This window comes from Mycobacterium sp. SMC-4 (assembly GCF_050205565.1).
GTDB lineage: Bacteria > Actinomycetota > Actinomycetes > Mycobacteriales > Mycobacteriaceae > Mycobacterium.
Genome location: NZ_JBNMQU010000007.1, coordinates 1 through 17,463, shown reverse-complemented (window position 1 = coordinate 17,463; position 17,463 = coordinate 1). Strand labels below are relative to the sequence as shown.

At 68.2% G+C, this 17,463-nt stretch carries 17 protein-coding genes; 12 read left to right on the top strand and 5 right to left on the bottom strand.

All coding sequences use genetic code 11. The features are described 5' to 3' along the window. Nucleotides 1-5: 5 nt before the first annotated feature. The 8 genes from ACQI46_RS13595 to era all read left to right on the top strand — a co-directional run bounded on the left by ACQI46_RS13595 (nt 6) and on the right by era (nt 8,301). Nucleotides 6-761: a 16S rRNA (uracil(1498)-N(3))-methyltransferase gene (locus tag ACQI46_RS13595; RefSeq protein ID WP_427094543.1), complete on the top strand. Its 756-nt coding sequence runs from the start codon at nt 6-8 to the stop codon at nt 759-761. Between the two features lie 92 nt (nt 762-853). Then, on the top strand, nt 854-1,273 hold the full coding sequence (locus ACQI46_RS13590) for an MmpS family transport accessory protein (RefSeq protein ID WP_427094542.1): 420 nt from the start codon (nt 854-856) through the stop codon (nt 1,271-1,273). Beyond that, nucleotides 1,273-4,146: an RND family transporter gene (locus ACQI46_RS13585; RefSeq protein WP_427094780.1), complete on the top strand. Its 2,874-nt coding sequence runs from the start codon at nt 1,273-1,275 to the stop codon at nt 4,144-4,146. The genes ACQI46_RS13590 and ACQI46_RS13585 overlap by 1 nt, the downstream gene beginning before the upstream one ends. Before the next feature lie 47 nt (nt 4,147-4,193). Next, complete coding sequence (locus tag ACQI46_RS13580) at nt 4,194-5,234, top strand: PhoH family protein (protein WP_427094541.1); 1,041 nt, start codon at nt 4,194-4,196, stop codon at nt 5,232-5,234. Nucleotides 5,235-5,241: 7 nt separating this feature from the next. Then, a complete protein-coding gene (ybeY, locus tag ACQI46_RS13575; protein ID WP_427094540.1) occupies nt 5,242-5,796 on the top strand; it encodes an rRNA maturation RNase YbeY in 555 nt (184 codons plus the stop codon). Next, on the top strand, nt 5,793-7,091 hold the full coding sequence (locus tag ACQI46_RS13570; protein ID WP_427094539.1) for a hemolysin family protein: 1,299 nt from the start codon (nt 5,793-5,795) through the stop codon (nt 7,089-7,091). Before ybeY ends, ACQI46_RS13570 begins: the two co-directional genes overlap by 4 nt. Continuing rightward, nucleotides 7,088-7,405 (top strand): cytidine deaminase, encoded by a 318-nt coding sequence (locus ACQI46_RS13565; protein WP_427094538.1) that lies wholly within the window; start codon nt 7,088-7,090, stop codon nt 7,403-7,405. The genes ACQI46_RS13570 and ACQI46_RS13565 overlap by 4 nt, the downstream gene beginning before the upstream one ends. Then, nucleotides 7,402-8,301, top strand: a complete 900-nt coding sequence (gene era, locus ACQI46_RS13560) for a GTPase Era (RefSeq protein WP_427094537.1) — start codon at nt 7,402-7,404, stop codon at nt 8,299-8,301. Before ACQI46_RS13565 ends, era begins: the two co-directional genes overlap by 4 nt. Before the next feature lie 13 nt (nt 8,302-8,314). Here the strand turns inward: era and ACQI46_RS13555 are convergent, their stop codons facing one another. The 3 genes from ACQI46_RS13555 to ACQI46_RS13545 form a co-directional block, all read right to left on the bottom strand. After that, nucleotides 8,315-8,509 (bottom strand): hypothetical protein, encoded by a 195-nt coding sequence (locus tag ACQI46_RS13555; protein WP_427094536.1) that lies wholly within the window; start codon nt 8,507-8,509, stop codon nt 8,315-8,317. Nucleotides 8,510-8,613: 104 nt separating this feature from the next. Further along, nucleotides 8,614-11,220 (bottom strand): LuxR C-terminal-related transcriptional regulator, encoded by a 2,607-nt coding sequence (locus tag ACQI46_RS13550; RefSeq protein ID WP_427094535.1) that lies wholly within the window; start codon nt 11,218-11,220, stop codon nt 8,614-8,616. 162 nt (nt 11,221-11,382) lie between these two features. Next, nucleotides 11,383-12,885, bottom strand: a complete 1,503-nt coding sequence (locus tag ACQI46_RS13545) for an amidase (protein ID WP_427094534.1) — start codon at nt 12,883-12,885, stop codon at nt 11,383-11,385. A gap of 63 nt (nt 12,886-12,948) precedes the next feature. On the opposite strand from ACQI46_RS13545, the gene recO reads away from it, so the two are divergent. The 3 genes from recO to ACQI46_RS13530 are packed head-to-tail and all read left to right on the top strand — an operon-like array spanning nt 12,949 to nt 15,027. Further along, complete coding sequence (gene recO / locus ACQI46_RS13540; RefSeq protein WP_427094533.1) at nt 12,949-13,785, top strand: DNA repair protein RecO; 837 nt, start codon at nt 12,949-12,951, stop codon at nt 13,783-13,785. Next, complete coding sequence (locus ACQI46_RS13535; RefSeq protein WP_427094779.1) at nt 13,724-14,614, top strand: decaprenyl diphosphate synthase; 891 nt, start codon at nt 13,724-13,726, stop codon at nt 14,612-14,614. The genes recO and ACQI46_RS13535 overlap by 62 nt, the downstream gene beginning before the upstream one ends. Nucleotides 14,615-14,616: 2 nt before the next feature. Further along, the gene (locus ACQI46_RS13530) at nt 14,617-15,027 is read left to right on the top strand and encodes a hypothetical protein (RefSeq protein ID WP_427094532.1); all 411 of its coding nucleotides are present in this window, start codon (nt 14,617-14,619) and stop codon (nt 15,025-15,027) included. Here ACQI46_RS13530 and ACQI46_RS13525 read toward each other — a convergent pair. Both ACQI46_RS13525 and ACQI46_RS13520 read right to left on the bottom strand, forming a co-directional pair. After that, nucleotides 15,016-15,414 carry a Fur family transcriptional regulator gene (locus tag ACQI46_RS13525; protein WP_427094531.1) on the bottom strand — a complete coding sequence of 133 codons (399 nt, stop codon included), beginning with the start codon at nt 15,412-15,414 and terminating at the stop codon, nt 15,016-15,018. The genes ACQI46_RS13530 and ACQI46_RS13525 overlap by 12 nt on opposite strands. Continuing rightward, nucleotides 15,411-15,773 (bottom strand): ArsR/SmtB family transcription factor, encoded by a 363-nt coding sequence (locus ACQI46_RS13520; protein WP_427094530.1) that lies wholly within the window; start codon nt 15,771-15,773, stop codon nt 15,411-15,413. The genes ACQI46_RS13525 and ACQI46_RS13520 overlap by 4 nt, the downstream gene beginning before the upstream one ends. 15 nt (nt 15,774-15,788) lie before the next feature. On the opposite strand from ACQI46_RS13520, the gene ACQI46_RS13515 reads away from it, so the two are divergent. Continuing rightward, the gene (locus tag ACQI46_RS13515; protein WP_427094529.1) at nt 15,789-17,243 is read left to right on the top strand and encodes a glycine--tRNA ligase; all 1,455 of its coding nucleotides are present in this window, start codon (nt 15,789-15,791) and stop codon (nt 17,241-17,243) included. Nucleotides 17,244-17,463 lie beyond the last annotated feature (220 nt).

The window sequence follows — 17,463 nt, the reverse complement described above, 5'->3', positions numbered from 1 at the left end:
GCCGCGTGCGCGACCTGTTCTACGTCGACGCATTGCCCGACGTCGGTGACCTCGCCGTCGTCGACGGCGACGCCGGCTTCCACGCCACCACGGTGCGTCGGATCCGTCCCGGCGAACACCTGGACCTGTCCGACGGTGCCGGCGTGGTCGCACACTGCATCGTCGAGGACGTCACCAAGAACAGCCTGTCGGCGCGCGTCCAGGACCGCCGCGACGTCGCGCGCCCGACGCCGTCGGTCACCGTGGTGCAGGCCCTCCCGAAATCCGAGCGCTCCGAGCTGGCGGTCGAGCTGGCCACCGAGGCCGGCGCCGACGCGGTGGTGGCCTGGCAGGCAGCCCGGTGCGTCGCTCGCTGGGACGGGGCGGCCAAGGCCGAGAAGGGACTGCGGCGCTGGCGGGCGGTGGCCCGGTCCGCGGCCCGCCAGTCGCGACGCCCGCACATCCCCGACGTCGACGGCGTCGTGACCACCCCGGAGTTGGTCGACCGGGTCCGCGCTGCCGCTCCCGGTACCGTGCTGGTGCTGCACGAATCTGCCAGCCGCGCCTTCGCCGAAGCGCCCGCGCACGCCGACTCGCTGTTGCTCGTGGTCGGGCCCGAGGGTGGCATCACCGACGAGGAACTGACGGCGTTGACCGAAGCCGGGGCCGTCGCAGTACGCATGGGCCCGACGGTGCTGCGGACCTCGACGGCAGCCGCCGTCGCCCTCGGCGCGCTCGGGGTGCTCACCGCCCGCTGGCAACCGCAAACCCCCGGGGGGTAGTCGACGCGAGAAGTTAGGTAGGTTAGCCTTCCCTCTAACCGTCACAAGCCGAGGCCTGCGCCGATCTCTAAGGACTTCCGATTCTCACCCGTTTGACCCGAGCGTGGATACCTCTCGTCTTGGTGATCGTGCTGGTCGTCGCCGGCTTCGCGGTGTGGCGCCTGCGGAACATGTTCGCGGCCAACCCATTACCGACTTACGTGGGGAGCATGACCGAGGATTCGAACAAGTCGGACCCGAAGATCCTGCGGTACGAGATCTGGGGTGAGCCCGGCGCGGTCGCCGACATCAACTACACCGACGCCGACGGCGACGCGAACCAGCTCACGGGCGTCTCCCTGCCGTGGTCTGTCGACGTCGAGACCGACGCGGTGGTGGTGACGGGCAACATCGTGGCTCAGGGCAACGGCAGTTTCCTCGGATGCCGAATCACCGCCGACGGCGAGGTCAAGGACGAGCGCACCGTCTCGAACGTCAGCGCCTACATCTACTGCATCGCCAAGGCCTCATGATGCGCCACGCCGGCACCCGCCAGGACCTGCGGGAACCGCGCTTCCTCGCGCTGTGGATCCGTCGCCTGGCCGTACCCATCGTCCTGGGCTGGGTGCTGCTGGCCGTCGGCCTCAACGTGCTGGTGCCCCAACTCGAGATCGTTGCCGCGAAGAACGCGGTGTCGATGAGCCCGAGCAACGCGCCGTCCATGCAGGCCATGGCCGACATGGGCCGGCTCTTCGGCGAGTCCGACTCGGACTCGATCGCGTTGATCGTGCTGGAGAGCGAGAACGAGAAGCCACTCGGCGATGACGCGCACGCCTACTACGACAAGCTGATCGCGGACCTGACCGCCGACACCCAACACGTCCGCAACATCCAGGACCTATGGGGCGACCCGCTGACCGAGGCCGCGGCCCAGAGTTCCGACGGCCGCGCCGCCTACGCCACCCTCAACCTCGCCGGCAACATGGGCGAGACCGAATCCAATGAGGCCGTCGCCGCGGTGCGCGACATCGTCGCCAACTCGCCACCGCCACCCGGGGTGCGGGTGCACGTGACCGGGCCGGCCCCCCTGATCGCCGATGTGAACATCGCCGGTGAGAGCAGCATGGCGATCGTCCTGCTGGTCACCTTCGCGGTGATCATCGTGCTGCTGCTGTTCTTCTACCGCTCGGTCTCCACCGTGCTGCTGCTACTCGTCGTCGTCCTCACGCAGCTGTTGGTGGCCCGCGGTGTCGTCGCCGCGCTCGCGCACTACGAGATCATCGGGCTGTCCACGTACGCGACCAACCTGCTGATCTCGTTGGCCGTGGCCGCCGGCACCGACTACGCGATCTTCCTGGTCGGTCGCTATCAGGAGGCCCGGACCTCCGGCGCCACCCACGAACAGGCCTACTACGAGATGTTCCGCGGGACGGCACATGTCGTGCTGGGCTCTGGCCTGACCATCGCGGGCGCGATGCTGTGTCTGTCGTTCACCCGGATGCCGTACTTCCAGAGCATGGGCGTGCCCTGCGCGGTCGGCATCATCGCCGGCGTGGCCGTCGCGCTCACCCTCGGACCCGCGGTCGTCACCATCGGCAGCCGGTTCAACCTCCTTGAACCGAAGCGCTCCATGCGCATCCGCGCGTGGCGACGGGTCGGCACCACGGTGGTGCGCTGGCCCGGCCCGATCCTGGTGGCCTCGCTGGCGCTGTCCTTCATCGGGCTCGCCGCGCTGCCGGGCTACCAGACCAGCTACGACGACACCAAGTACGTCCCGGAATCGATCCCGGCCAACGCCGGACTACAGGCCGCCACCGAGCACTTCTCGCTGTCGCGGATGAGCCCGGAGATCCTCCTGGTCGAAGCCGACCGGGATTTGCGCAACCCATCGGACTTCCTGGTCCTCGACCGCCTCGCCAAGCGGGTCTTCGCCGTGGAAGGCGTGGCCCGCGTGATGGCGCCGAGCCGACCGGACGGGGCGCCGATCCAGAACACCTCGATCCCGTTCCTGATCAGCATGCAGGGCGTCGGTCAGCAGCAGAACATGAAGCTGATGAAGGACCGCATGGCCGACATGAAGGTCCAGGCCGACGATCTGGCCCGCACGATCGGCACCATGCGCACCATGTACGGCCTGATGACAAAGCTGTCGAACGTCACCACCGTGATGATCGACGACTTCACGGAAATGCAGCAGACCGTGCATCAGATCCGCGACATGGTGGCCAACTTCGACGACCAGTTCCGGCCGATCCGCAACTACTTCTACTGGGAACCGCACTGCTACAACATCCCGTTGTGCTGGTCGTTCCGGTCGCTGTTCGACTCGATGGACGGCATCAGCACCATGACCGAGTCGTTCGACAAAGCCCTGGTGAACATGGAGACGATGCGGGCGCTGCTGCCGCAGATGCTCGCGACGTTCCCGCCGATGATCGAGACCATGGAAAGCATGCGTCACATGATGCTGACGACGTATGCCACCATGGGCGGCTTCTACGACCAGATGGACGAGATGAGCGAGAACTCCACGGAGATGGGGAAGGCGTTCGACGAGGCCCGCAACGACGACTCGTTCTATCTGCCGCCGGAGGTGTTCGAGAACAAGGACTTCCAGCGGGCGATGGAGAGCTTCTTCTCACCCGACGGCAAGACCGTCCGGTTGCTGGTGTCCCATCGTGGTGACCCGACCACACCCGAGGCGCTCGCCCGCGTCGAACCGATCAAGATCGCGGCGATCGAGGCGCTGAAAGGCACCCCGCTCGAGGACGCCAATATCCAGCTCGGCGGTACCGCGGCGACGTTCAAGGACATGTCCGACGGCTCCCGCTACGACATGATGATCGCGATCCTGGCCGCCCTGTGTCTGGTGCTGATGATCATGCTGGTGCTGACCCGCAGCCTGGTCGCGGCAATCGTCATCGTGGGCACCGTGGCGCTGTCGCTGGGCGCGTCGTTCGGTGTGTCGGTGCTGATCTGGCAGCACATCATCGGCACCGAACTGCACTGGATGGTGCTGGTGATGTCGATCATCGCGCTCATCGCCGTGGGATCGGACTACAACCTGCTGCTGGTGTCGCGGTTCAAGGAGGAGATCCACGCGGGCATCAAGACCGGCATCATCCGCGCGATCGGCGGTACCGGCAGCGTCGTCACAGTCGCCGGCGTGGTGTTCGCGCTGACGATGGCGTCGATGGTGGTCAGCGATCTGCGAGTGATCGCGCAGGTCGGCACCACAATCGGGTTGGGCCTGCTGTTCGACACGTTCGTCGTGCGCGCGTTCATGATGCCGTCCATCGCGACGCTGTTGGGACGCTGGTTCTGGTGGCCGCAGGTGGTCCGCACCCGGCCGCTGCGTCAGCCGCCGTCGCCACAACCGTTGGGCGCATCCACAGAGCAGGGCTAAACTGGGGCTTTCCCGTCACCGAAAAGGAAGCAGGCAGAAAACCCCACGTGGCGCCCCGCGAGAACGCAAGCCCGGACGCATCCGGCCAGTCAGTCCGCAGCAGCCTCACAGTTCCGCCCGATCTCGTGGTGGGCTTGCTCGGCTCGTCCGACGAGAATCTGCGGACGTTGGAAGATCTGCTCTCCGCCGACATCCACGCTCGCGGCAACGCGATCACCCTGGCCGGTGAACCCGCCGACGTCGCCCTGGCCGAGCGCGCGCTCTCGGAGCTGATCGAGGTCGTCCGCAGCGGTCAGACGTTGACACCGGATTCCGTGCGCCACAGTGTGGCGATGCTGACCGGCACGATGGAAGAGTCGCCCGCCGAGGTCCTGACGCTGGACATCCTGTCGCGTCGTGGGAAGACGATCCGGCCCAAGACGCTGAACCAGAAGCGCTACGTCGACGCGATCGACGCACACACCATCGTGTTCGGTATCGGTCCGGCCGGAACCGGCAAGACCTATCTCGCGATGGCCAAGGCGGTCAGCGCGCTGCAGAGCAAGCAGGTCAGCCGCATCATCCTGACGCGGCCCGCGGTGGAGGCCGGTGAACGGCTCGGGTTCCTGCCCGGCACGCTGAGCGAGAAGATCGATCCGTACCTGCGCCCGCTCTACGACGCGCTGCACGACATGATGGACCCCGAACTGATCCCGAAGCTGATGAGCGCCGGGGTCATCGAGGTGGCACCGCTCGCATATATGCGGGGTAGAACCCTGAACGATGCCTTCATCATTCTCGACGAAGCGCAGAACACCACCGCCGAGCAGATGAAGATGTTCCTGACCCGCCTCGGGTTCAACTCCAAGATCGTGGTCACCGGCGACATCACCCAGATGGACCTCCCAGGCGGGGCGACATCGGGGCTGCGCGCGGCCACGCAGATCCTCGACGGCATCGACGACATCCACTTCGCCGAGCTCACCAGCGCCGACGTGGTGCGCCACCGGCTGGTCTCCGAAATCGTCGATGCCTACGCAAGATTCGAGGAACCGACCCTGATGAACCGTGCGCAACGCCGCGGCACGGCAAGCCGGCCGAGGCGGTAGCACTGATATGAGCATCGAGGTGTCCAACGAATCGGGCATCGACGTCTCCGAAGAGGAGCTCATCAGCGTCGCCCAGTTCGTGATCCGCAAGATGGATGTCAATCCGGGCGCCGAGCTGTCGATGGTTCTGCTCGACACGGCGGCCATGGCTGATCTGCACATGCGCTGGATGGACCTTCCCGGGCCCACCGACGTGATGAGCTTCCCGATGGACGAGCTCGAGCCCGGCGGTCGTCCCGACGCGCCCGAACCCGGACCGTCCATGCTCGGCGACATCGTGCTGTGCCCGGAGTTCGCGGCCAAGCAGGCCGCCGACGCCGGCCACACCCTGGGCCAGGAGTTGGCGCTGCTGACCGTGCACGGCGTGCTGCATCTCCTCGGCTACGACCACGCCGAACCCGACGAGGAAAAAGAGATGTTCGCGCTGCAGCGCCAACTGCTCGAGGAGTGGGTGGCCGAACAGGTCGAGGCCTATCACAAGGACCGGCAGCTGCAGCGGGACCGTCTGCTGCTCGACAAGTCCCGGTTCTTCGACGAGTTGTCCGACGGCGACCAGCGGTGAGCGGCGCCGCTCAGCTGATCAGCGCGATCGTGCTGGTCGCTTTCGGCGGGCTGTTCGCCGCGATCGACGCCGCGCTGAGCACCGTGTCGATGGCGCGGGTCGAAGAACTGGTCCGCGACGAACGCCCCGGCGCGGTGCGCCTGTCCCGGGTGATGGGCGAACGCCCCCGCTTCATCAACCTGATCGTGCTGCTGCGCATCACCTGCGAGGTCACCGCGACCGTGCTGCTCGCGGCCTACCTGGACGGTCACCTCGGAGTGACGTGGGGTCTGGCTGCGGCCGCCGCGATCATGGTGGTGGTCAGCTTCGTGGCCATCGGCGTCGGTCCACGCACCCTGGGCCGGCAGAACGCCTACACCATCGCACTGCTGACCGCCCTTCCGCTGCAGGCGATCTCGGTGTTGCTGCTGCCGGTCAGCCGGCTGCTGGTGCTCCTGGGCAACGCGCTGACGCCGGGCCGCGGCTTCCGCAACGGTCCATTCGCCTCGGAGATCGAACTGCGCGAGGTGGTCGATCTGGCGCAGCAGCGCGGTGTGGTGGCCGACGACGAGCGGCGGATGATCCAGTCGGTGTTCGAGCTCGGCGACACCGCGGCGCGCGAGGTGATGGTGCCGCGCACCGAGATGGTGTGGATCGAATCGGACAAGACCGCCGGCCAGGCCACCTCGCTGGCGGTGCGCAGCGGTCATTCCCGCATCCCGGTGATCGGCGAGAACGTCGACGACATCGTCGGCGTCGTCTATCTCAAGGACCTGGTGCAGCGCACCTACTATTCGACCACAGGTGGCCGGGACACCAAGGTCTCCGACGTGATGCGCGCCGCGGCGTTCGTTCCCGACTCCAAACCCCTGGACGAGCTGCTGCGCGAAATGCAGCGCGACCGTGTGCACATGGTGCTCTTGGTCGACGAATACGGCGCGATCGCCGGGCTGGTGACGATCGAGGACGTGCTCGAGGAGATCGTCGGCGAGATCGCCGACGAATACGACGTGCGCGAGGTCGCCCCCGTCGAGGAGCTCGACGACGGCATGTACCGCGTTTCGTCGCGGCTGCCGATCGAAGACCTCGGCGAGCTCTACGGGGTCGAGTTCGACGAGGACCTCGACGTCGACACCGTCGGCGGGTTGCTCGCACTCGAATTGGGGCGGGTGCCGCTGCCCGGCGCCGAGGTGCAGTGGGACGGACTGTTGTTGCGCGCAGAAGGCGGCCCCGACCCGCGCGGACGCGTCAGAATCGGCACCGTGCTGGTCAGCCGTGTCGATCCCGAACCCGAAGACGAAGAGGTCAACCGATGAGTGAACTCGACGCCGAGGACGCCAAGCTGGTCGTCCTGGCCCGCGGCGCGATGGGTCGCGCGGAAGCCGACGGCGGTGCGGCGCTGCGCGACGCCGACGGACGCACCTATGCCGCGGCGCCGGTCACGCTGAATGCTCTGCGCCTGACCGCTCTGCAGGCCGCGGTGGCCGCCGCGGTGTCCAGCGGCGCTACCGGGGTGGAGGCCGCGGTGCTGGTGGGCGGCTCGGCCGACGACCCCGGTGTGGGTGCGGTGCGGGAATTGTCCGCCGATGCCACTGTGATCGTCACCGACCGCGCAGGCAATGTCCGGTGAGTGAATTCCGTTCCGGCTTCGTCTGTTTCGTCGGGCGGCCCAACACCGGGAAGTCCACGTTGACCAACGCACTGGTCGGTAGCAAGGTCGCGATCACGTCGAACCGGCCGCAGACCACCCGCCACACGATTCGCGGCATCGTGCACCGTGACGAGTTCCAGATCGTGCTGGTCGACACTCCCGGTCTGCACCGCCCGCGGACCCTGCTCGGCCAGCGGCTCAACGATCTGGTCAAGGACACCTACTCCGAGGTGGACGTCATCGGTCTGTGCATCCCGGCCGACGAACGGATCGGCCCGGGGGACCGGTGGATCTACGAGCAGATCCGCGCGGTCGCACCCCGGACCACCCTCATCGCCATCGTGACCAAGATCGACAAGGTCAACAAGGAACGCGTCGCCGAACAGCTGGTGGCGGTCAGCGAGCTCGTCGGCCCCGACACCGACATCGTTCCGGTGTCGGCCACCTCCGGCGCCCAGCTCGACGTGCTGACCGACCTGCTCGCCGCGCAACTGCCCCCGGGGCCGGCGTTCTATCCCGACGGGGAGCTGACCGACGAGCCCGAAGAGGTGCTCATGGCCGAGCTGATCCGCGAAGCCGCCCTGGAAGGGGTGCGCGACGAGTTGCCCCATTCGTTGGCAGTGGTCATCGACGAGGTCGAACAACGCGACGGCAGAGACGATCTGATCGACGTGCATGCGATCCTCTTCGTCGAACGCGACTCGCAGAAGGGCATCGTGATCGGCAAGGGCGGCGCGCGTCTGCGTGAGGTGGGGACCGCGGCCCGTACGCAGATCGAGAAACTGTTGGGCACCAAGGTGTTTCTCGACCTACGCGTCAAGGTCGCCAAGAACTGGCAGCGCGACCCGAAGCAGCTGGGCCGACTCGGCTTCTAGGATCCGGACGTCGTCACAGCCGGCCCATCTCGCGCTGCATGGCCGAGTGCTCCATGAAGGCCGACCGCAGGCCCGGATAATGCCGGGGAACACGCGCGGCGCCGTCGGACTCTTGGGTGACCGCGGTGCGCAGGACGAACGACATCCACTGCCGCACGACGTGCCCGGCGGTCGATGTGCCGGTGGCGGGTAGGGGAAGAGCGGACATTTCGGGCCTCCTCACAGTGATGGGTTCGCCCTGATCGTCACGCCCATCCGCGCAAGTCAGTGCAGTGGCGCACCACTGCACTGCGCTCTACCGGGCGGTCGCAACTACTGCGATCGCGGCTGCAGCACCGCGGCGAGTTCCTCGCGACTTCTGGCGCCGCAGCGCGCCATGGCCCGGTGGATGTGGCTTTCCACTGTGCGGACCGAGAGCGTGAGGTGCTCGGCGATGCCGCGGTTGGACATCCCGCGCCCCAGGAGCATCACGATCTCGCGTTCCCGGCGGGTCAGGGGCACCGGTTCCCGGGCCTGCGCGAGCGTCGGTGTACTGACGCCGCAGCGCTGTGCCAGTGTCTCGGCGCGCGCCACGCAGCCCAACGCGGACCCGCGCCGGTCCTGCCTGCGGTAGGCCAGCGCGGCATGCGCGTGCGCATCCAGGGCGGCGACGAGATCGCCCAAGTCCTCGAATTCCTTTGCCACGACAGTCAATCGAGAGGCGTCGCTGTCGCTGAGCGCGGCGGCGAAGCGTGCCGCGAGTGCCGCGCGTGACCCTTCCACGAACGTTGCCAGTTCAGCCAGGCGCGGCGCGCAACTGCGATCGCCGAGTTGCACCGCGGTCTGCAGGCACAATGTCTCGACGGCGAACCGCCCGACAGCGCGCACCTTCTCGGCCGTCGACCGCAGGATCGACACCGCCACGGACACGCTGCCCCGGCCGGCGGCGATCCATGCGCGGGCAAGGCCGATCTCGTCGTCGAGGGACCGGAACGGGCGCCCGGACGTGGCCAGCGCGTCCAGCAGCGCGGCGGCATCGTCGAGCTTCCCGCTCATCGCCAGCGCTGTCGCCCGCATGACGCCGTAGCGGAACCCCCATCCGAGCGCGTGGGCCGCGCTGAATCCGACGGCCGCCTCGTCCAACAGCGCAGCGGCCGACGCGACATCGCCGCGAGCGAGTGCGGCGCGTCCTGTGATCGCCAACCCGAGTGGCTGGGCCACCCCGGGGAGGTCGGCGGCCTGGATTCGGACCCGTTCGGCGACGGCGTCTGCGCCGTCGATGTCGCCGGCCAACCACAACGCGATGATGTGGGAGTCGGCGATGTTGAACCCCATGTGCGGCGCTTCGGCGGACTTGGCGACGGCGCGGTATCCGGCCTCGGCGGCGGCGACCGACGCCGAGACCCGTCCGGAGTCAGCGTGCACCGTCGCCATCGCCCAGGCCGTCTCCGCACCCACGATCGGCGGCAGATTGTCGAATTCCGCCTCGTCCCAATCGGTTACCGCATCGGGGCGGTCCATGGCAAACCAGTACACCGTCAGGAACGCGTCGATGTAGGTGCGGTGCTCAGGCGCGATCATCGGCGATGCCTCGTCGATGAGAGCTTTGGCACGGGCCGGGTCGCCCAGCGCCCACAGCGCGTTGCTGGAGCGCAGGAACGCCAACCGGCCGCGTTGCTCGTCGTCCAGCGCACCCAGGTCGATGCCGGCGAGCACGGTGTCGGCGTCGTCGCCGCGGCCCTGCCACGAAAGAGCGTGCGAGCAGATGAATTTCGCGTCGACTCCGGCGCCGGCGTGGATGGCGGTGGCCGCCAGCCGGGCGGCGAGCGCGAGGTCGGCCAGCCCGACGGCGCCGTAGGCCGCCCGGGTCAGCAGCTCCGGGTCGGGGGGCAGGTCTGACTCCAGCAGCAACGCGGCTCGCCGCACCAGCATGGCGATGTCTTCGCGGTCGGGGCCGGCGCCGAGTTCGGTGGCGACGGCGCCGCGCAGGCGGCGCAGCTTGGTGACCGGCGCGCGGCGGCGCCGTACCTCGCCGTAGAGGGGATGCGACAGTCGTACGGCGGGGTCTGCGGAGTCCCGCGCAACGGTGATCAGGCCACGGGTGTCGGCGTCTTCGACCGCTTCCGGTCCGGTGAGGTGTTCCAGAGCGGTCAGTGCGAGCGGCTCTCCGACGGCCAGCATGTCGAGCACCTCGGCGACGGCTTCCGGCAGAGCTCCGATGCGAGATTCGACCGTGGCGACCAGGCCCGGCGGCAGCACCGGTTCGCCGATCCAGCACCACCGGCCGTGCTGCTCGACGATCCGGCCTTCGTCGATCTCCTGCTCGACGATGGTGCGCAGATACAGTGCGTTGCCGCAGGTGAGATCCCAGAGTCGACGGGCCGTTGCGGTGGCCACGGGTCCGCCCAGGGCGGCTGCGAGAAGATCCGAAGTTGCGTTGCGCGACAACGGTTCCAGGCGAATGTGCTCGAACTGGCCGACTTTCCAGGTTTCCTGCAGCGACACCGGTGTCGGCTCGTCGTCGATCACGGTGACGACGAGTTTCGCGGCGCGACGCAGCGCGAGCTGGTGAACGACGAACAGCGCCAGGTCATCGAGCAGGTGGGCGTCGTCGACGACGACGAGTGCGCAGGTGCCCTCCGGTGCCGCGCTCAACGACGCGATCACGCCGCGTACCAGGGCGATGGTGTCGGAGGCATCCGGAGGCGCCCAGGGGGCGAAGGCGCTCATGGGCACGGCCCGCGCGGAGGACGTCCCGACCGCCAGACGCGTGACGAGCCCGCGGGTGTCGGCGACTCTGCGGACCTCGTTGAGCAGGCGGCTTTTTCCGGCGCCCGTCGCACCGCAGAGCACGACCCCGGAGACATCCGGGGTCGACAGCGCGGCTTCGATGCGCTGCAGCTCGTCGGAGCGGCCGATCAGCGGCCACTGAAACCGCACGGGACGAGCTTAGAAGCCCCCGGGACCGTCGTGAAGAGGTTTTCGGCCCGGGGTTGGCCGAACTCGCGCAGTGATGTCTGCACCGGAGGGGAGAAATCACCCCTGCCTGTCACTGCGGCGGGAACCGAACGCGCAGTCCAGCTGACGACCAGAGGCGGGAGGCTATGCCACCTCGGGTGATACCGAGCGCGGAGCACCCGAATCGGCTGCGACGTCGGGTGTGCTGCGGCGGGTGTCCCACCAGGGTTCGGGCTGGTGTCGCGCCCAACCGTTGATCGCCTCGAGTGCGGCGGCCAGCGACACCAGCAGCGGCTCGCTCTCGGCGGGTCCCATGAGTTGCACACCGATCGGCAGACCTTCGGAGGTGAAGCCGGCGGGCACGTTGATCGACGGCCATCCCAACAGATTCCACGGCCACGTCGCCGGGCACGCGCGGATCATCATGCGGTCGGTGGCCAGCCCGCCGAGGCGGTCGAACGCCTCGACCTTCGGTGGCGGCAGCGCGGTGGTCGGTGCCAGCACCACGTCGGCGATGTTGAAGATCCAGCCGACACGGCGCGCGGTGTCGGCTTCCCGCGCGCGGGCTTTGCGCAGGACGTGCTGGGACAGCAGCCGCCCGGTACGCGCGTTGGCCCGGGTGCGCTTGTCCCAGTCGACCAACGGGCCCATCCGGTCCATCCACTCGGGGATTCCAGAAGTGGAGCGGGACAGGAAGTTCCACGACATCCGCAGGTGATAGTCGGGGTCGGCGTCGACCATTGTGTGCCCGAGCTGCTCGAGCTGGGCGGCCACCGTGTTCAGCGCATCGCGGATCTCCGGGTGCAGGTTCGCACGGAAGACGCTGTAGGCGAATTTCGTCGACAGCGCGATACGCAGCGGCCCCGGCGCGCGAGAAACGTAGTCCGACACCGCGATCGGCGAAGGCTGATGGAGATCGCCGGGCGCGTTGCCGGACGCGGCGTCGAGCACCAGCGCGGCGTCGGTGACGGTGCGCGCCAACACGCCGTTGACGGTGATGCCGTTGAACGCCTCCGGCAGAGGCCACGTCGAGATCCGTCCGCGCTGCGGTTTGATGCCGACCAGATGTGTCCACGCGGCCGGGATGCGGACGCTGCCCGCGCCGTCGGAGCCGATGGCCGCGGCAACCAGACCGGCGGCGACCGCGGCAGCGCTGCCGCCCGACGAGCCGCCCGGGGTGTGTTCGGAGGACCACGGGTTGCGGGTGTGACCGAATCCGGGCCCGCTGGTGAACGGCCACTGACCCAGCTCGCACGTGTTGGTCTTGCCGACGATCACCGCACCGGCCGCCCGCAGGCGGCGCACCACCTCGGAGTCGGCCACCGCGGGCGGCAAGTCGGCGTCGGCGCCGAACCGGGTGGGCACCCCGGCGACGTCGACGTCGTCTTTGACCGCGATCGGGATGCCCAGCAGCGGCAGTCGCGAGAGGTCGCCGCCGGCTTGGCGTCTGCGGTCGGCCGCGGCAGCCTCGGCCAGCGCGGACTCGGTGAGCACCACCCGGAACGCGTTGAGTGTCGGTTGGCTGGCCTCGATCGCGTCGAGGGACCGCCGCACCAGCTCCACCGACGTCGTGGTGCCGGCGGCCAGGGCGAACAGCTGGTTGCCCAGGGTGGGGAAACGGGAGCGAGAGGCACGTTTGTCGACCATCGCCTACGAGGGTATCGGCGCTGCGTCGACGAATTCGTCCCCCGACAGTGGGAGACTGGGCAGATGCGTCTGTACCGGGACCGGGCGGTGGTGCTCCGGCAGCACAAGCTCGGTGAGGCCGACCGGATCGTAAGTCTGCTGACCCGCGACCACGGTCTGGTGCGGGCTGTCGCCAAAGGGGTGCGGCGGACCCGGAGCAAGTTCGGGGCGCGGCTGGAACCGTTCGCGCACATCGACGTTCAGCTCCATCCCGGCCGCAACCTCGACATCGTCACGCAGGTGGTCGCCCTCGACGCGTTCGCCTCGGACATCGTCAGCGATTACGGCCGCTACACCTGTGCGTGCGCGATGCTCGAGACCGCCGAACGGCTGGCCGGGGAGGAGCGTGCCCCGGTGCCGGCGCTGCACAAGCTCACCGTGGCCGCCCTGCGCGCGATCGCCGACGGCAGCCGGCCGCGGGAACTGGTCCTCGACGCCTATCTGCTGCGCGCGATGGGGGTGGCAGGGTGGGCGCCCGCGCTGACCGAGTGCGCGCGCTGCGCCACCCCGGGCCCGCACCGCGCGTTCCACGTCGGTGCCGGCGGCAGCGTGTGCGTGCACTGCCGGCCGTCCGGGTCGGTCACTCCGCCGCAACCCGTGCTGGATCTGATGGCCGCGCTCTACGAGGGGGACTGGGAGCATGCGCAGACCTCCACCGCATCGCAGCGCAGCCAGGCCAGCGGGCTGATCGCGGCACACCTGCAATGGCACCTCGAACGCAAGCTGCGGACACTGCCCCTTGTCGAGCGGGGGCAACGCAACAGTGGCCAGCCCATCAGGCAGGATGATGCGCATGGCGATGGAACGGACTGGACGGCGGAAGGGCCGGGCCAGCTACCCACAGCTGCCCCCGGCGCCTGACGACTATCCGACCTTCCCGGACAAGTCCACCTGGCCCGTCGTCTTCCCGGAGATCCCCGCCGGGACCAACGGGAAGTTCGCGCGTCCGCCGCAGCACACGTCCAAGGCCGCCGCACCGGAGATCCCTGCCGACCAGGTGCCCAACCACGTCGCGGTCGTCATGGACGGCAACGGCCGCTGGGCGACCCAGCGCGGCCTGCACCGCACCGAGGGGCACAAGATGGGCGAAGCGGTGCTCATCGACATCACCTGCGGTGCCATCGAGATCGGGATCAAGCACCTGACGGTGTATGCGTTCTCCACCGAGAACTGGAAGCGCAGCACCGAAGAGGTGCGGTTCCTGATGGGGTTCAACCGCGAGGTGGTGCGTCGCCGCCGCGAGAACCTCAACGACATGGGTGTGCGGATGCGGTGGGTGGGGTCGCGGCCCCGGATGTGGCGCAGCGTCATCAAGGAGTTCGACATCGCCGAACAGATGACCGTCGACAACGACGTCATCACCATCAACTACTGCGTGAACTACGGCGGGCGCACCGAGATCGTCGAGGCGGCGCGCCAGCTGGCTCAGGAGGCCGTCGACGGCAAGGTCAACCCGTCACGCATCAGCGAGGCGTCCTTCGCCAAGCATCTGCACCGCGCCGACATCCCCGACGTCGACCTGTTCATCCGCACCTCCGGTGAGCAGCGGGCCAGCAACTTCCTGTTGTGGCAGGCCGCCTACGCCGAGTACGTCTTCCAGGACAAGCTGTGGCCCGACTACGACCGCCGCGATCTGTGGGCGGCGTGCGAGGAGTACGTCCACCGCAACCGGCGCTTCGGAAGGGCGTGACCGTGCCGAACCTGTCTGAGCGTCTGTCGGCCATCCTCGGCGAGATCCTGCCGGTGACCGAGGAAGACGACGGCGCTCTGACCGTCAAGCACGACGAGACGTTCGCGTCGCTGCGGGTGGTCGCCGTCGCGCCCGAACTGGAGCTGGTGTCGCTGACACAGGTGCTGGCCTGGGATCTACCGCTGAACACCAGGACCCGAGCCGAGGTGGCCAAGTACACCCAGGAGACGCTGCTGGGCACGGTGAGCCTGGTCGAGAAGGTCGGTGCGGCCAAGGGCAACAGCAAGAAGCTCGGTGATGTGCTGCTGCGGTACAACTTCCCGGCCGCCGGCCTGAGCGACGACGCGCTGCGGACGCTGCTGCTGATGGTGCTGGCCACCGGCTCCGATGTGCGCCGGGCGTTAGTCGGCTGAGGACACGCAGCGGGAACAGAGCCCGAAGATCTCGATGGTGTGGCTGACGTCGGAGAAGTCGTGTTCGCGTGCCACCTCGGCGGCCCAGGACTCGACGTGCCCGCCGCTGATCTCGACGGTGGACCCGCACGCCCGGCACACCAGGTGGTGATGATGGTGGTCGGAGCAGCGCCGGTACACCGATTCGCCGGTGTCGGTGCGCAGCGTGTCGACCGCGCCGGTGGCAGCCATCTGCTGCAGCGTGCGGTACACGGTGGTCAGGCCGATGACTTCGCCGCGGCGGCGCAGCTCGTCGTGCAGTTCCTGCGCGGAGCGGAAGCCGTCGAGGTTCTCCAGCAGTGCGCTGATCGCGGCGCGCTGGCGCGTGGCTCGCACGGCTCCGGTCATGACTCGTCCTCCGACGAATGCGTCACCGCGGCGACCACGATGTCGGCCAGGTGCTGATCGGCGAGGCGGTACAGCACCTCGCGTCCCGAGCGTTCCCCTTCGACCACGCCGGCCGCCTTCAGGATGCGCAGATGTTGGCTGACCAGCGGCTGGGGGACGTCGAGCGCGTCGACCAGCTCGTGCACACAGCGCGCGTCTTCACGTAGTTGCAGCACGATCGCGATGCGGACCGGCGCGGCCAGCGCGCGCAGCAGATCGCCGGCGGTGTCCAGCACCGCACGTGGCGGCAGTTCGGCCGCGGGCGAGTCGCTGTGCTCGTGGATGTCCCGCGGCTCGGTCGAACTGGAAACGATTTTCATTAAAGACCAACTTACATGCGCATCCGTGCATGTCCAACGGCGATCTGGGTCACGTCAGGCACCTCGCTACGCTGTGAAGCCGTGGCTTCCTCGATCATCGACACCGTTGCGAACCTGGCCAAGCGGCGTGGGCTGGTGTTTCAGTCCGGCGAAATCTACGGCGGCACCAAATCCGCTTGGGATTACGGACCATTGGGCGTCGAGCTCAAGGAGAACATCAAGCGGCAGTGGTGGCGGTCGGTCGTGACGGCCCGCGACGATGTCGTGGGTCTGGACTCGGCCATCATCCTGCCGCGCCAGGTGTGGGTCGCGTCCGGACACGTCGAGGTGTTCAACGACCCGCTGGTGGAATGCCTCAACTGCCACAAGCGGCACCGGCAGGACCACATGCAGGAGGCGTTCGCGGAGAAGAAGGGGATCAGCGATCCCGACTCGGTCGCGATGAGCGAGATCACCTGTCCTGACTGCGGCACCAAGGGGAAGTGGACCGAGCCGCGCGACTTCAACATGATGCTCAAGACCTACCTCGGTCCCATCGAGTCCGAGGAAGGCCTGCACTACCTGCGTCCGGAGACCGCCCAGGGCATCTTCGTCAACTTCGCCAACGTGGTCACCACCGCGCGCAAGAAGCCGCCGTTCGGCATCGGCCAGATCGGCAAGAGCTTCCGCAACGAGATCACCCCGGGCAACTTCATCTTCCGCACCCGCGAGTTCGAGCAGATGGAGATGGAGTTCTTCGTCGAGCCCTCCACGGCCGCCGAATGGCATCAGTACTGGATCGACACGCGCCTGCAGTGGTACGTCGACCTGGGCATCGACCGCGACAACCTGCGGCTCTACGAGCATCCGGCCGAGAAGCTGTCGCACTACTCCGACCGCACCGTCGACATCGAGTACAAGTTCGGCTTCGCGGGCAACCCGTGGGGTGAGCTGGAAGGCGTCGCCAACCGGACGAACTTCGACTTGTCCACGCACGCAAAACATTCCGGCGTCGACCTGTCGTTCTACGACCAGGCCAACGACACCCGCTATGTGCCGTACGTGATCGAGCCGGCAGCGGGGCTGACCCGCTCTCTGATGGCGTTTCTCGTCGACGCCTACACCGAGGACGAAGCGCCCAACGCCAAGGGCGGTGTGGACAAGCGCACGGTGCTCAAGCTCGATCCGCGGCTGGCCCCGGTCAAGGCCGCGGTGCTACCGCTGTCACGGCACGCCGACCTCTCGCCGAAGGCCCGGGACCTGGCCGCCGAGCTGCGCAGGAACTGGAACGTCGAGTTCGACGACGCCGGCGCGATCGGCCGGCGTTACCGCCGTCAAGACGAGATCGGCACACCGTACTGCGTCACCGTGGATTTCGACTCGCTCGAAGACCAGGCGGTGACCATCCGGGAGCGCGACGCGATGACCCAGGAACGGGTGGCGATCGACCAGGTCTCCGACTACCTCGCGGTCCGCCTCAAGGGCGCCTAGTTTCGGCGAGCGCGCGTGTCTGCGCCTGGACGCGCCGGATTTCGTGGGCAGTTGGCGCGCGCTCGGCGGTGACGAGGGCGCGCAAACTGCCCCCTGGCACCGGCATGTCGGGGGACAGACACGCGCGCTCGCGCAAACAGGGCGGCGCTCCGCAAACAGAGCCGCGCTCGCGCAAACAGGCGCCGGGGCCTCAGAAGCGGCCGCCGCCACCCCCGAGACC

Excerpts from the sequence above, each read along its gene's own strand:
- ACQI46_RS13585 (WP_427094780.1), top strand. The coding sequence starts at position 1,273 with ATGCGCCACGCCGGCACCCGCCAGGACCTGCGGGAACCGCGCTTCCTC.
- ybeY (WP_427094540.1), top strand. The coding sequence starts at position 5,242 with ATGAGCATCGAGGTGTCCAACGAATCGGGCATCGACGTCTCCGAAGAG.
- ACQI46_RS13565 (WP_427094538.1), top strand. The coding sequence starts at position 7,088 with ATGAGTGAACTCGACGCCGAGGACGCCAAGCTGGTCGTCCTGGCCCGC.
- ACQI46_RS13555 (WP_427094536.1), bottom strand. The coding sequence starts at position 8,509 with ATGTCCGCTCTTCCCCTACCCGCCACCGGCACATCGACCGCCGGGCAC.
- ACQI46_RS13545 (WP_427094534.1), bottom strand. The coding sequence starts at position 12,885 with ATGGTCGACAAACGTGCCTCTCGCTCCCGTTTCCCCACCCTGGGCAAC.
- recO (WP_427094533.1), top strand. The coding sequence starts at position 12,949 with ATGCGTCTGTACCGGGACCGGGCGGTGGTGCTCCGGCAGCACAAGCTC.
- ACQI46_RS13535 (WP_427094779.1), top strand. The coding sequence starts at position 13,724 with ATGGAACGGACTGGACGGCGGAAGGGCCGGGCCAGCTACCCACAGCTG.
- ACQI46_RS13525 (WP_427094531.1), bottom strand. The coding sequence starts at position 15,414 with ATGACCGGAGCCGTGCGAGCCACGCGCCAGCGCGCCGCGATCAGCGCA.
- ACQI46_RS13520 (WP_427094530.1), bottom strand. The coding sequence starts at position 15,773 with ATGAAAATCGTTTCCAGTTCGACCGAGCCGCGGGACATCCACGAGCAC.
- ACQI46_RS13515 (WP_427094529.1), top strand. The coding sequence starts at position 15,789 with ATGCGCATCCGTGCATGTCCAACGGCGATCTGGGTCACGTCAGGCACC.